The 12,279-nt window shown below is 69.7% G+C and carries 16 protein-coding genes and 1 tRNA gene; 7 read left to right on the top strand and 10 right to left on the bottom strand.

The genetic code is table 11. The annotated features are described in order from the left end of the window. Positions 1-40: 40 nt before the first annotated feature. Complete coding sequence (locus tag V2S05_RS01745) at positions 41-874, top strand: carbohydrate ABC transporter permease (RefSeq protein WP_271639669.1); 834 nt, start codon at positions 41-43, stop codon at positions 872-874. Between the two features lie 23 nt (positions 875-897). Then, positions 898-1,692: an SGNH/GDSL hydrolase family protein gene (locus V2S05_RS01740; RefSeq protein ID WP_413633558.1), complete on the top strand. Its 795-nt coding sequence runs from the start codon at positions 898-900 to the stop codon at positions 1,690-1,692. On the opposite strand, the gene V2S05_RS01735 is transcribed toward V2S05_RS01740, so the two are convergent. From V2S05_RS01735 to V2S05_RS01700, 8 genes are all read right to left on the bottom strand, one after another. Further along, positions 1,693-2,223, bottom strand: coding sequence for a DUF488 family protein (locus V2S05_RS01735; protein WP_413633557.1), 531 nt, complete (start codon positions 2,221-2,223; stop codon positions 1,693-1,695). Positions 2,224-2,226: 3 nt separating this feature from the next. Further along, positions 2,227-2,442 carry a DUF2945 domain-containing protein gene (locus tag V2S05_RS01730; protein ID WP_413633555.1) on the bottom strand — a complete coding sequence of 72 codons (216 nt, stop codon included), beginning with the start codon at positions 2,440-2,442 and terminating at the stop codon, positions 2,227-2,229. Positions 2,443-2,513: 71 nt separating this feature from the next. Continuing rightward, positions 2,514-2,586, bottom strand: a tRNA-Arg gene (locus V2S05_RS01725). Next, entirely contained in the window at positions 2,577-2,774 is a 198-nt protein-coding gene (locus tag V2S05_RS01720; protein WP_413635268.1) for a hypothetical protein, read from the bottom strand. The genes V2S05_RS01725 and V2S05_RS01720 overlap by 10 nt, the downstream gene beginning before the upstream one ends. Further along, positions 2,681-2,929, bottom strand: coding sequence for a DUF1304 family protein (locus V2S05_RS01715; protein ID WP_413633554.1), 249 nt, complete (start codon positions 2,927-2,929; stop codon positions 2,681-2,683). Before V2S05_RS01715 ends, V2S05_RS01720 begins: the two co-directional genes overlap by 94 nt. 226 nt (positions 2,930-3,155) lie before the next feature. Continuing rightward, a complete protein-coding gene (locus tag V2S05_RS01710; protein WP_413633553.1) occupies positions 3,156-4,022 on the bottom strand; it encodes a CPBP family intramembrane glutamic endopeptidase in 867 nt (288 codons plus the stop codon). Further along, positions 4,019-4,744, bottom strand: a complete 726-nt coding sequence (gene trmB / locus V2S05_RS01705) for a tRNA (guanosine(46)-N7)-methyltransferase TrmB (protein WP_413633552.1) — start codon at positions 4,742-4,744, stop codon at positions 4,019-4,021. Before trmB ends, V2S05_RS01710 begins: the two co-directional genes overlap by 4 nt. Positions 4,745-4,815: 71 nt before the next feature. Beyond that, positions 4,816-5,655 carry a DUF3097 domain-containing protein gene (locus tag V2S05_RS01700; protein WP_413633550.1) on the bottom strand — a complete coding sequence of 280 codons (840 nt, stop codon included), beginning with the start codon at positions 5,653-5,655 and terminating at the stop codon, positions 4,816-4,818. Positions 5,656-5,825: 170 nt separating this feature from the next. Here V2S05_RS01700 and V2S05_RS01695 point away from each other — a divergent pair, with 170 nt between their 5' ends. The 4 genes from V2S05_RS01695 (at position 5,826) to V2S05_RS01680 (ending at position 9,942) form a co-directional block, all read left to right on the top strand. After that, a complete protein-coding gene (locus tag V2S05_RS01695) occupies positions 5,826-7,802 on the top strand; it encodes a TPM domain-containing protein (protein WP_413633549.1) in 1,977 nt (658 codons plus the stop codon). Positions 7,803-7,875: 73 nt separating this feature from the next. Continuing rightward, positions 7,876-8,616 carry a PspA/IM30 family protein gene (locus V2S05_RS01690; RefSeq protein WP_271637960.1) on the top strand — a complete coding sequence of 247 codons (741 nt, stop codon included), beginning with the start codon at positions 7,876-7,878 and terminating at the stop codon, positions 8,614-8,616. A 58-nt stretch (positions 8,617-8,674) separates the two neighbouring features. Further along, complete coding sequence (locus V2S05_RS01685; RefSeq protein ID WP_413633548.1) at positions 8,675-9,481, top strand: arginase family protein; 807 nt, start codon at positions 8,675-8,677, stop codon at positions 9,479-9,481. Then, entirely contained in the window at positions 9,478-9,942 is a 465-nt protein-coding gene (locus V2S05_RS01680) for a Fe-S oxidoreductase (RefSeq protein ID WP_413633547.1), read from the top strand. The genes V2S05_RS01685 and V2S05_RS01680 overlap by 4 nt, the downstream gene beginning before the upstream one ends. Here the strand turns inward: V2S05_RS01680 and V2S05_RS01675 are convergent. Both V2S05_RS01675 and V2S05_RS01670 read right to left on the bottom strand, forming a co-directional pair. Further along, positions 9,921-10,382 carry an SIP domain-containing protein gene (locus tag V2S05_RS01675; RefSeq protein ID WP_413633545.1) on the bottom strand — a complete coding sequence of 154 codons (462 nt, stop codon included), beginning with the start codon at positions 10,380-10,382 and terminating at the stop codon, positions 9,921-9,923. The two genes, V2S05_RS01680 and V2S05_RS01675, sit on opposite strands and share 22 nt — an antisense overlap. A 67-nt stretch (positions 10,383-10,449) precedes the next feature. After that, positions 10,450-11,154, bottom strand: a complete 705-nt coding sequence (locus tag V2S05_RS01670) for a tyrosine-protein phosphatase (protein ID WP_413633544.1) — start codon at positions 11,152-11,154, stop codon at positions 10,450-10,452. 188 nt (positions 11,155-11,342) lie between these two features. Here V2S05_RS01670 and V2S05_RS01665 point away from each other — a divergent pair, with 188 nt between their 5' ends. After that, positions 11,343-12,254, top strand: coding sequence for an alpha/beta fold hydrolase (locus V2S05_RS01665; RefSeq protein WP_413633543.1), 912 nt, complete (start codon positions 11,343-11,345; stop codon positions 12,252-12,254). Positions 12,255-12,279 lie beyond the last annotated feature (25 nt).

The following is a 12,279-nucleotide window of genomic DNA, read 5'->3' as shown; positions in this document are numbered from 1 at the left end:
ACGCGCGCGCCGCGAGGCCGGCGCCGATCGCAAGGCCACCATGACCGCAGGAGACCGCGTCGTCGGCGCCGTCTCGCACGTGGTGCTGACCATCTGGGCGATCATCGTGATCCTGCCCATGCTCTGGACGCTGCTGAGCTCGTTCAAGTCCACGAAGGAGATCTTCGCGTCTCCGTTCGGCCTGCCGGCGCAGTGGAACTTCGACAACTACGTCTCGGCCTGGGGCAAGTACAACTTCGGCCAGATGTTCCTGAACACGGTCGTCGTCGTCGGATCGGCGCTGCTGCTCGTGATGCTGCTAGGCGCCATGTGCGCGTACGTGCTGGCCCGCTTCTCGGTGCCAGGCAGCCGGGTGATCTACTACCTGATGCTGGCCGGGCTCACTTTCCCCGTGTTCCTCGCGATCGTGCCGCTGTTCTTCATCCTCCAGGGGATGGGCCTGCTGAACACGCTGCCCGGACTGATCATCACCTACGTGGCCTTCGCCCTGCCCTTCACGGTGTTCTTCCTGTTCTCCTTCTTCAAGTCGCTCCCCTACGAGATCCAGGAGGCCGCCTACGTCGACGGCGCAAGCGAGTGGCGCACCTTCTTCCAGGTGATGCTTCCGATGGCGAAGCCGGGACTCGCCGCGGTGGCGATCCTGAACTTCCTGGGACTCTGGAACCAGTTCCTGCTGCCGGTGGCGCTGAACACCGAGCAGGCGAAGTACGTGCTCTCGCAGGGCATGGCGGCGTTCGCGTCCGCCGCCGGGTACGCGGTGGACTTCGGCGCGCTGTTCGCCGCGGTGATCATCACGATCGCCCCGGTGCTGCTGGTGTACGTCTTCTTCCAGCGTCAGCTGCAGGGGTCGGTCACGCAGGGCACGTCGAAGTAGCATCCTTCGCTTACGCTCTTCTCATGACCCTGCACCCGCCGACCCGACGGCGCCGCACGGCCCTTGCGATCGGAGGCGCCCTCGCGGTGGCGCTCGCCGTCACCCTGGGCATCACCCGCCCCTGGCTGCCGCCGGCGGAGACCGCTCCGGTGGCTGCCGCCGAACACGGCGTCTCACCGGTGGCGCTCGCCCTGCCTGACGATCCCGAGGTGCTCGTCTTCGGCGATTCGTGGACCTACGGCTCGGCCGCGACTGTGCCGACCGACGGGTACGCGTACCGCCTTGCCCGACTGCTCCCCGGCGACACGGTCGTGCGCGGGGTGCGCGGCAGCGGGTACCAGCGAGCAGGACTCGACGGACCGGACTTCCTCACCCGCGTCGGCGAACTGGAGTCGTGGATCGATCCGGATCTGATCATCCTGCAGGGATCGATCAACGATCGGCTGTCTGACGCGGCGGCCTATCCCGCCGCGGTGAACGCGGTGTGGCATGCCATGGTCGCGAAGTACCCCGGCGTGCCGATCGTCATCCTGGGACCGGCGCCACACGAGCTGCCGGTCGGCGCGTCGACGGCGCGCATCGATCGCGATCTCGCCCGTCTCGCCGAGGCGCGGGGCTGGTGGTACATCTCCCCCGTGCAGGACGACTGGATCACCGACGCGAACTACCTGCAGCTGATCGACGTCGGCGCCGGTCGCAGGCATCCGTCGGATGCCGGTCACGCCTACCTCGCAGAGAAGGTCGCCGCCGCGCTCGAGCGCTTCAGGACAGCCCCGGTGACCGCCGCCGACGAGGCGAAGCCGAAGCCGGCCAAGTAGTCACTCGGTCGACGGGTACTCCACCACTCCACCGCTGATCACGGCTCCGCGCGTCAGCGTCGCCTCTGCCACGCGCCCGTCGGGCATCAGATGGCCGACCGCGATGTCGCGCGCCAGCAGATGATCGGCGATGATCCGCCGGTGGCAGCGCCACCAGACCGCCTCCGAGCACATCACCGCGGCCCGCCCGTCGATGCTGTCGGCGACCGCCAGCAGCTGCTCCATCCCCTCGGCGAAGTCGGCGCCCAGTGCGTAGTCCGCATAGTTGTGGAAGCTGCGGTTGCGCCACATGCCGTTGACCTCATCCGGGATCTGACGCTGCAGGTTGCGGCGTCCGCCGAGCTGTTCGATGCGCAGATACCGGATGTCATGCTCGGGCATCGATGCGGCGAGAGAATCGGCGTTGAACCACGGGTATCGGTTCGAGCCCGGCAGCCGGCGCACGTCGATCAGCGCGCCCACCTCGGCCGCGCGCAGCAGCTCGGTGAACTCGTCCAGAGGGTGCGTGGAATGGCCGACAGTGAGGATCATCGCTCAGTCATCGAGCAGCGTCAGAGCGCTTCCCTTGTGCGCCGCGACGTGGTCGGTCTTGTCGCTCTTGATCTCGTACTGCGGGTCGTCGTCACTGGCGCGTCGCGTGCGGCCCATGAATTCGAAATCGGACGTGTGCACCTTCGTGATGCGCCCGCGCACGCGCCCCGCCTCGGAGTTCCAGCTGACGTGCTCTCCGACCTTGTACCTTCTCGTCATCGCCGCGCTCCTCTCGAAGATCCGCCGCCGGAGACGGAGAAGACCGCCCGTGGGCGGTCTTCTCCGATACGTGCCCCCGACAGGAATCGAACCTGCGACCTACGGTACCGGAAACCGGCGCTCTATCCGCTGAGCTACGGAGGCGTACCGGTCGAGCCTACCAGCTGCGCACCCCGCGGATTGCACGCGCGCGACGGCTGCGCGCCAGCGGCTCCGAGCATCCAGACCGTCAGTGCGATCACGGCGAGCAGCGGCGCCGTGCCCTGAGTGGCGGCGGCACGGAGCTTGGTGCGGTCGGAGAAGACCAGCACGAGGGCTGCGGCGAGCAACATCCCCGTGCCGGCGAGGGCGAGGGTGACACCCGCCGCCTGTGCCCCACCGCGACGAGGACCACCCCGAGCAACGTGGCGACGTCGAGGAAGAGGTTGTAAAAGCCCTGGTTGAAGGCGAGGGCACGCGTCGTCTCGGCGTCGGCAGCGCTCTGCACGCCGAAGATCCGGCGGGTGGCCCTCGACCCGCTGGCACCCTGCCGCGCCGGCCTGGCCGGGAGCCCAATGCCGGTCACCAGGCACCCACACCCGACATCTGGCTCCCCCACCCGCGCCGGACCCTGCCGCACCAGCCTGGGCGGGAGCCGTATGCCGGTCACCGGGCCCGCGCACCCGACATCTGGCTCCCCGACGCGGGCGCGGAGACCGCCCGCCAGGGACCGGTCAGACGAGGAAGAACGGCAGCAGCCCGGGATTGTGGGCGTGCACGAGCACAGCGAACACGACGGCGTCGAAGAGCAGGTGCACGGTCACCACGTACGCGAGCGAGTGGGTGCGCAGGAAGATCCAGCCCTGCAGCAGCGCGAACGGGATGGTCAGCACCGGTCCCCAGGCCCGGTAGCCGAGCTCCCACAGGAAAGACACGAACACGATCATCTGCAGCACGTTGGCGCTGAGAGCCGGCATGTGCCGGCGCAGCAGCGCGAAGACCGTGCAGATGAAGAACAGCTCGTCCCAGATGCCCACCGCGCCGACGCCGACGAACAGCCGGGCGATGAGATCGGCCGTGTCCACGACCGGCCAGTTGTGGTAGACGCCGCTGGTGATGAAGTAGAACGGCAGGATCAGCCACCCGAGCACGAGCACCCCGATCAGCCACACCCACTGCCACGGCGCCCAGCGCATGCCGGTGCGCCAGGGGAACGAGATCGCCCGGTCGCGGAACGCGAAGCGCGACAGCAGGTACGGCACGAGCAACGCTCCCCCGAGCGCGAGCGTGAAGCGCAGCATCGAGAGGTCGTCGAGCTGCGCCTCGAGCGAGATGGCGTGCACGATCAGCATCCCGATCGCGATCAGCGCCAGGTCGCGAGTCAGCGACGGCACGCGTCGCTCGCCGATCACCCGGTCGGGTCGGTGTCCGACCGACACGGCGATCGAGCGCGGAGACCTGCGTTCGATCAGCGCGGCGGTCCCGAGGCCGAAGATGATGAGAAGCCACCCGGCCCAGGTCCAGCCGAGCACGAAGAAGGCGGGCGCGGCAGCGCACACCAGCGCCGCCGGAGGGATGCTGCGCCAGGCGGTCTTCGTCACACCCGCGGCACCCGGCGGTAGGTGAGGTCGCGGATCTCGCGTCCTCTGGCGATGCCCTTGCGCTCGAAGGCGGTCATCACGCGGCCGTCGAAGCGCTCGGCCCACTCGCCGTCGAAGGCGCGCTCGAACTCGGGCGCCTCGTCGAGCACCTCGCGCATCTGCAGCGCGTAGTCCTCCCAGTCTGTCGCCAGACGCAGCACTCCCCCCGCGGCGATCGCGTGCGCGGCGGTCGCCGGGAAACCGGGCCGGATGAGCCGCCGCTTGGTGTGGCGCTTCTTGTGCCACGGGTCGGAGAAGAAGATCCACACCTCCGACGCCGATCCCTCGGGCAGATACGTCGAGAGCACCTCGGGAGCATTCGCCTCGACCAGCCGCAGGTTGCGAACGTCGGCGGCCGCGGCGTCGAGCATGGTGCGCGCCAGCCCCGCCCGGAACACCTCGACCGCCAGGAAGTCGGCGTCGGGCGCGGCGGATGCGGCGGCGACGATCGCGTGGCCCTGGCCGGAGCCGATCTCGACGATCAGCGGCGCCTCGCGTCCGTACTCGGCCGCGACATCGAGCCGCGCCTCGGGGTGCACCGAGGTGAAGGCCACGTCGCGGGGGACGTCCAGCAGATAGAACGGCGCGTGCTGCTCGAATGCCCGTTCCTGCGCCTCGGACATGCGGCCGCTGCGGCGCACGAACGAGACGGGCTCATCGCGGAAGGTGCGTGGTTCAGGCATCCCTCCAGGGTACCGGGGCGCTTCGACAGGCTCAGCGACCCGGGTGGACGGGATGCCCCGCGAACGGCCGGTCACCGCGCGGGCTCCGTGACGAAGTCGATCAGCTCCTCGACCCGGCCCAGCAGGGCGGGTTCGAGGTCTCGGTAGGTCGTGACGCGAGAGAGGATCCGCTTCCAGGCGTGGGCGATGTCGGTCTGGTCGTCGGCCGGCCAGCCGAAGGCGCGGCAGATGCCCGTCTTCCAATCCGTGCCGCGCGGGATCTCCGGCCATGCTCGAATGCCCATCGCCGCAGGGGTCACGCACTGCCACACATCGATGTAGGGGTGCCCGACGATCTTCAGGTGCCGGCCGTGCGGACCGCGCATGATCTGATCCACGATGCGAGTCTCCTTCGAGCCGGGCACCAGGTGATCGACCAGCACACCGTAGCGACGGGTGGACGACGGCGGCGACTCCGCGAGCAGCTCATCGAGCAGATCGAGACCCTTCAGGTACTCGACGACGACGCCCTCCACGCGCAGGTCCGCTCCCCAGACCTTCTCCACGAGCTCGGCATCGTGCCGCCCCTCGACGAGAATGCGGCTCGGCAGCGCCACTCGCGCCCGGTCGTCGGCTACGGCGAACGACCCGGATGCCGTGCGGCGGGGTCCTGTCCGCTTCGCGACGGGCACGACGAGCTTCACCGGCTTGCCGTCGATCATGAATCCGCCGCCGAGCGGGAAGCTGCGCCGACGGCCCTTCCAGTCCTCGAGCTCGACCATGCCCGCCTCGATCCGGGTGACCGCACCGCAGTACCCGTCCTGCGCGACCTCGACGACGAGATCCCTCTCTGCCGCGACCTCGGTCGTCTTGGCGAAACCGCGCTGCCGCCAGCCGTCGGCGAGCACGTCGGAGCCGTACATGTCGTCCATGCCTCCCAGCGTATGCGTCTGCGCTGAGGGCGAACGGCGAACCCGCCGTGGGTGCTGTCGCCGGTCGGGCCCAGTGCATAGACTCGTGCCATGGTGCACGCCTGCCGGCCGGAGGGAACACGATGAGGAATCGGTGGCGGACTGCGACCGCGGTCCTGCTCGGTGTTCTGATGGGCGCGCTCTCGCTGAGCATGGCGTCCGCGACCGATCCCGGTGAGCTCGACGGGCAGATCACCGACCGCAGCGGTGTGATCTCCGCCTCCGATCGGGCGGATGCCGAGGCGACCCTCGACAGGCTGCGCGAAGAGGCGGGCATCGACCTCTTCTTCGTCATGGTGCCGCAGTACACGTCGCCGGCCGATCCTGCCGCGTGGACGACGCAGACGGCGCAGGGCAACGGGTTCAGCGACACCCAGTACCTCATCTCGGTCTCGACCGAGGGTCGCAATTACACGATGTACCGCCCGGACCGGGGCGAGATGAGCGTCGAGCAGCGCGACGAGATCCTCGCCGCCATGCGACCGGATCTGTCGGAGAGCGACTTCAGCGGCGCCGTGGTCGCGGGCGCGGACCGGGCGTACGACATCTACGTGCTCGAGCCGCAGCGAGCGGCAGAGCAGCAGCAGCGCGCTGCGGAGATCGCCGCACGCACAGCGATCATCGTCGGCATCGTCGTCGTGGTCGTCGTCGTGATCGTCGTGATCGTGCTACTCGTGCGCCGCGCCCGCAGGCGGGCGGCGGAGCAGGCCGAGCGGCAGGCGCAGCTGGCCGAGCTCGGCAGGCAGGCGAACATCGCGCTGGTGCGCACCGACGACCTCGTGCGCACCAGCGAACAGGAGATGGAGTACGCGCGTGCGCAGTTCGGCGACGAGGTGATCGGCCCGTTCGTGACGGCCCTGCAGACCTCGCGCACCAACCTCGACCAGGCGTTCTCGCTGCAGCAGAAGCTCGACGACGAGGTTCCCGACACCGACGAGCAGCGCATCGAGTGGAACCAGCGCATCCTGCAGCTGTGCTCGGACTCGACGCAGGTGCTCGTAGAGCGCAAGGCCGAGTTCGACGAGCTGCGCGAGCTCGAGCAGAACGCCCCCGCCGCGCTCGAGAACGTGCGCCGTCTGCGCGCCGCCGCCGGCGCCGAGATCGAGCGGGCCGATCGCATCCTCGACGACCTCGCCGCCGTCTATGCGCCCTCAGCGATCTCCCCTGTGGTCGGCAACACCGCCGAAGCCCGCTCTCGCATGACATTCACCGACGAGCGCATTCGGGAGGCCGATGCGCTGATCGCCGAGGGCGAGACCGGCGACGCCGCCGTCGCCGTCCGCGCGGCGGAGGGCGCCGTGCAGCAGGCCACTCAGCTCGAGGACGCGGTCGAGAAGCTGCAGAGCGATCTGCAGGCCGCCGACGAACGAGCCGCCGCGCTCATCTCCGAGCTGAACGCCGATGTGCAGACGGCCCGTTCCCTCCCCGACTCGCAGGGCGGCATCGCTCAGGCGGTGACGGCCACGCTGCAGGGCATCCAGCGCGCTCAGGCGATGCTCGGGCCCTCCGGGCGGCAGCCTCTCGACGCCCTTCGGGTTCTGGAAGCCGCCAACACGTCGATCGACGCCGTCATCCAGCACGGCCGCGACGAGCAGGCCAGGATCGCACGCGCACTCAGCATGCTCGCCGATGCGGTGCGCCGCGCCGAGATGCAGATCTCCACCGCGGAGAGCTACATCCTCAACCGCCGTGGTTCGATCGCATCGACCGCGCGCACCCGTCTCGCCGAAGCACGGGCGACGCTCGAGCAGGCTCGCTCACTCGCTCAGACCGACCCGGTCGCGGCGCTCTCGCTCGCCCAGCGGGCGGACGCCCTGGCGTCGGAGGCCATCCGGATCGCACAGAGCGACTACTCCGGGTTCAGCGGCGGCGGCGGTCGCGGCGGTGACACCCTCGGCGCTCTGCTCGGCGGCATCCTCATCGGCCAGGCCACCGGCGGTCATCACGGCGGCGGCTGGGGCGGCGGCGGCTGGGGCGCAGGAGGCGGCGGCTGGAGCTCCGGCGGCAGCGGCGGGGGCGGCTTCTTCGGAGGCGGCGGAGGCGGCGGCTTCTCGGTCGGCGGCTTCGGCGGCAGCTCCGGCAGCAGCGGCGGCGGAGGCGCGTTCTGACGTCGACGCCGGGCCCCTCACGATCTGACACGACCATCGACCACGACAACCTGAGAACAGCAAAGGAATGAACATGGCCAAGGAATCCATTTTCGGGCGCATCTCGACCCTCGTCCGCGCGAACATCAACTCGCTCCTCGACCAAGCCGAGGACCCGCAGAAGATGATCGACCAGCTCGTCCGCGATTACACCAACAACATCGCCGACGCGGAGTCGGCGATCGCCGAGACCATCGGCAATCTGCGCCTGCTCGAGCGCGACCACGAAGAGGACGTCCGCGCCGCACGCGAGTGGGGCAACAAGGCACTCGCCGCCAGCCGCAAGGCAGACGAGCTGCGCTCGGCCGGCAACACGACCGACGCCGACAAGTTCGACAGCCTCGCCAAGATCGCCCTGCAGCGTCAGATCGGCGAAGAGCGCGAGGCACAGGCGGCCGAGCCGCAGATCGCGGCGCAGACCGAGATCGTCGAGAAGCTCAAGGGCGGGCTGAACGGCATGAAGGAGAAGCTCGGCCAGCTCAAGACGAAGCGCAGCGAGCTGCTCGCCCGGGCGAAGGTCGCCGAGGCGCAGACCAAGGTGCAGGATGCCATCGGCTCGATCAACGTGCTCGACCCGACCAGCGAGCTCGGTCGTTTCGAAGACAAGATCCGCCGTCAGGAGGCCCTCGCCCAGGGCAAGGCCGAGATCGCCGCCTCCTCGCTCGACGCGCAGTTCGAGAGCCTCGAGGACCTCGGCGAGCTGACCGAGGTCGAGGCCCGCCTCGCCGAGCTCAAGTCCGGCGGCACCTCGCGTGCCGCCCTCGAAGCAGAGTGATTCCGAGGGGTGGATGCCGTGCGCGGCATCCACCCCTCCTTCTCCCCCCGGAGAGACCATGACCCGTTTCCTGATCGTGCCTCAGTGGCAGGGCTCGCCGTCGGCCCGCGCCATGCTGCTCACCGACGGCGCCGCCGCGATCGCCGGCGATCTGCCGCGCCGTGATACGACGATGCTCGACGTGCCGCTGGAGGCCGGCGACTCTCTCGGCACCGGCATCCGGCGGCTGAGCGCTCTGCTGCGCACTCGTGAACTCGTCACCGAGCGCATCGCCGCCACGAGCGAGCCGACCGTGGTGGTCGGCGGCGACTGCAGCGTGAGCGTCTTCGCCCTCTCGGCGATCGACACCTCGGAGCTCGCCGTGCTCTGGTGCGACGCGCACCCCGACCTGAACGACGCGTCCACCTCGCCGTCCGGAGCATTCGCCGGGATGGCGCTCCGCGCGGTGATGGGCGAGGGCGAGCCGCAGCTCGCCCTGTCACCCGGGGTGCCCGCCGAGCGGATCGTTCTGCTGGGCTCGCGCTCCATAGACGACACCGAGCGGGATGCCCTGGAGCGGGTCAGCGTGCTCTCCTCCGACAGCCTGGCAGATGTCGGCGCCGTGGCCGCAGCGGTGCGTGCGACGGGTGCGAGTCGGGTGTGGGTGCACATCGACGTCGACGTGCTCGATCCTGCGGAGTTCGAGGGCGTCTCCGAAGCCGCGCCCTTCGGGGTGAGCGCGACTGATCTCGCCGCCGCGCTGAGGCGCCTTCGCGAGGAGGTGCCGCTGGCCGGCGCGACCATCGCCGGTTTCGCGCCCCGCAGCCCGGCGGATGCCGTGCTCGACCTCGGCGCGATTCTTCGTCTGATCGGCGCCGTGGCATGACGGCCGAGTGGCGGGCCCACGCAGCGCGCGCGCTCGCGCGCGGACGCCGCGTCGACAGGATCCTGCCTTCGGTGCTGCTCGACTCGCCGATCAGCAGCCTGGGCTATGCCTGGGGCACCGCCGTCGGGTGGGTATGGGGTTCGCTGTGGAGCACGGGGAGAGTGCAGCGTCGAGAAGGACTCTGGGTCTTCCAGGGGCTGCCCGCGTGGGCATTCGCGCGCGGTGGAGTCTGCGTGGGCGGATGCTTCCTCACCGGCGACCGTGATCCGTCAGACGCCGTGCTCAGGCATGAAGCCGTCCACAAGCGCCAGTGGCGCCGATACGGGTTCCTGATGCCCGTGCTGTATCTGCTCGCGGGACGGGATCCGCTTCGCAACTGGTTCGAGGTCGAAGCGGGCCTGGAGGACGGCGGTTACGTGCCGCGGTCGCGGCGAGTCGGTCAGTCGGACGTGAGACCGTAACGGGACGGAGCGTGGATCGCCTCCGCCGGCACGGTTCCCGCATTCGTCAGGTGGTCGACGATGTCGGCAGTGCTCAGCCAGCCGCCGAGCAGAATGACCTCGGTGCCCAGACCGGCGCCGGATTCGTCGCAGAGCATCTCGTCCGCCCAGGCGATCGCGGCTCGGCTGAGCGCCTCCCCCGTCGCGCGCGGCTGCAGGCCCCGCCGCGAGCGAGGCAGCCAGGCCACGGTCATCCGCGGCGGCGCCGAGATGACGCCGATGTCGCCGGCATCGGGCACCTCGATGAAGACGCGGCCGACGGCGCACATGGGCAGCGTGGCGAGGGCGAGCTCGAGATCGGCGAGCGAGTGCTCGTCAGCCGTGATCAGGTGCTGCACCTGCGGTCGGCGGGACGCTCGGCGTGCGGCGCGGCCTGCTGCGTACGTCTGAGTGGTGCCCATGATGACTTCACTCTACCACCTATGTAGGGTTGCCTAACCTCATTCGACCGCGCACCGACGGGCGCGATCAGGCGAGCAGTGCCTCCGCCAGCGCATGGAGCTCGGCGTCGGCCATCCCGGCGTCGCGCAGGAACGCCGCCACCGATCCATAGCGGTCGTCGATGTCGGCCAGAAGCGACGCCATCACGGGAGCGGGTGACTCGGTCGCAAGCTGCACGGCGTTCGTGGCGTCGGGCAGGTGCGCGCGCAGGTACTGCACGATCGCGCGGTTCCGCTCCGGCGGCAGCTGCGACGCGGTGAGCGCGTAGTCGGCGACCACGGCATCCCGATCTGCCCCGACCGCACTGAGCGCGAGAGCGACCGTGACACCGGTGCGGTCCTTCCCCACCGTGCAGTGCACGAGTGTCGGCTCGCCTGCCGCGATGATGCGAACCGCGTCCACCAGCCTCGGTGCGGACTCGTCCACGAGATGACGGTACATCGCGGTCAGATCCATATTGAGCGCGAAGAACGAGCCGACCGATCCGAGGAACAGCGGGATCCGCGTGATCGGGACGCCGCTGAGAGCGGACGGCTCCCGGTCCACCTCGGCGTCGTCTCGGAGATCGACCACGTGCCGCACGCGGTCGGCGAGCAGCGCACCACCCTCGGGCGTGAGGTCTGCGAGGTGACCGGAGCGCAGCAGCACTCCGGAGCGCACCCGCGCGGAGCCAGCGCGGATGCCGCCGACGTCACGGAGATTCGCGACACCGCCGACGCTGAGCACACTCATGCTCGCACTCGGATCAGACGCGGGGACATGCCTCCACCCTACGCGCCGTACGGCGCGTCAAACGAAACACCAGAAATGCAGATAGACAAGCCTTAAGAACGATATCTGAGCAATATACAAAGTATGACACGCACAAGTCGTGCAGACTGATCCCGCATTTCTCGCTGCACCCGCCGCAAGAGCAGAATATGGCCGTGGTTGAAGACATCAGCGAGTTCGGCTACCTGCCCCAGCAGGCGCAGGCCCTGGGCACCGACCTGCCCCGCGCCGAGCGTATCGCGATCACCCTCCCCGACAGTCGCGCGCTCAGCGCGCTGCGCTTCGGCGACGGCGACCCCGAGGTGACGCTGCTGCACGGTGCCGGTCTCAACGCCCACACGTGGGACGCTGTCGCGCTGCTGCTCGGCCGTCCGGCCATCGCGATCGATCTCGCCGGTCACGGTGACTCCTCCTGGCGCGACGACCTGGACTACTCCCCCGCCGTGCTCGCCGCCGACGTCGCGCGCGCTCTCGCGGCCTGGGCGCCGCGCCCGCAGATCCTCGTCGGCCACTCCCTCGGCGGGCTCACGGCACAGATCGTCGCGTCCGAGCATCCGGAACTGGTTCGCGAGCTGATTCTGGTCGACATCGTGCCCGGCCTCGACACCGACGCAGCTCCGTCGGTGCTGCGCGAGTTCTACGCGGTCACCGACTTCGCCTCGCGCGATGAGGCGGTCGACCGCGCGCAGGCGTTCGGCTTCGGCGGGAGTCGAGCCGACACCGAGCGCGGCGTCTTCTTCAACACGCGCGTGCGCGACGACGGCCGCGTCGAATGGAAGCACCACTTCGCGCACATCATCGCGTCGGCCTTCGACTCGCTGAAGACGGAGCGCACCGCGCCAGGCGCCGCACCGTGGGCGCAGCTCAGCGCCGTGGACGCCCCGGTCACGCTGGTGCGCGGTGAGCGCGGCTTCCTGCAGGATGCCGACGTCGTCGCGTTCACCGAGCACCTTCCCACCGCCGCTGTCATCACCGTCGACGCCGGACACAACGTCCAGGAGACGGCCCCCGACTCCCTCGCCGCCATCGTGACCGGCGCGCTGACCCGCGGGACGCGCTGAGCGCGCGCCGCACCCCTTCGAGAGG

Origin of the sequence: Microbacterium sp. OR16, from assembly GCF_047306725.1 — a bacterium.
In the GTDB taxonomy this organism is placed as follows: Bacteria; Actinomycetota; Actinomycetes; order Actinomycetales; family Microbacteriaceae; genus Microbacterium.
This window is presented reverse-complemented; position numbering and strand designations above follow the sequence as displayed.

Bases quoted from the DNA above. Each gene is read 5' to 3' on its own strand.
- trmB (WP_413633552.1), bottom strand. From the start codon at position 4,744: ATGCCTGAACCACGCACCTTCCGCGATGAGCCCGTCTCGTTCGTGCGC.
- V2S05_RS01745 (WP_271639669.1), top strand. From the start codon at position 41: ATGACCGCAGGAGACCGCGTCGTCGGCGCCGTCTCGCACGTGGTGCTG.
- V2S05_RS01680 (WP_413633547.1), top strand. From the start codon at position 9,478: ATGACGGCCGAGTGGCGGGCCCACGCAGCGCGCGCGCTCGCGCGCGGA.
- V2S05_RS01685 (WP_413633548.1), top strand. From the start codon at position 8,675: ATGACCCGTTTCCTGATCGTGCCTCAGTGGCAGGGCTCGCCGTCGGCC.
- V2S05_RS01670 (WP_413633544.1), bottom strand. From the start codon at position 11,154: ATGAGTGTGCTCAGCGTCGGCGGTGTCGCGAATCTCCGTGACGTCGGC.
- V2S05_RS01720 (WP_413635268.1), bottom strand. From the start codon at position 2,774: ATGTTGCTCGCCGCAGCCCTCGTGCTGGTCTTCTCCGACCGCACCAAG.
- V2S05_RS01675 (WP_413633545.1), bottom strand. From the start codon at position 10,382: ATGGGCACCACTCAGACGTACGCAGCAGGCCGCGCCGCACGCCGAGCG.
- V2S05_RS01740 (WP_413633558.1), top strand. From the start codon at position 898: ATGACCCTGCACCCGCCGACCCGACGGCGCCGCACGGCCCTTGCGATC.
- V2S05_RS01730 (WP_413633555.1), bottom strand. From the start codon at position 2,442: ATGACGAGAAGGTACAAGGTCGGAGAGCACGTCAGCTGGAACTCCGAG.
- V2S05_RS01700 (WP_413633550.1), bottom strand. From the start codon at position 5,655: ATGGACGACATGTACGGCTCCGACGTGCTCGCCGACGGCTGGCGGCAG.
- V2S05_RS01735 (WP_413633557.1), bottom strand. From the start codon at position 2,223: ATGATCCTCACTGTCGGCCATTCCACGCACCCTCTGGACGAGTTCACC.
- V2S05_RS01665 (WP_413633543.1), top strand. From the start codon at position 11,343: ATGGCCGTGGTTGAAGACATCAGCGAGTTCGGCTACCTGCCCCAGCAG.
- V2S05_RS01695 (WP_413633549.1), top strand. From the start codon at position 5,826: ATGGGCGCGCTCTCGCTGAGCATGGCGTCCGCGACCGATCCCGGTGAG.
- V2S05_RS01690 (WP_271637960.1), top strand. From the start codon at position 7,876: ATGGCCAAGGAATCCATTTTCGGGCGCATCTCGACCCTCGTCCGCGCG.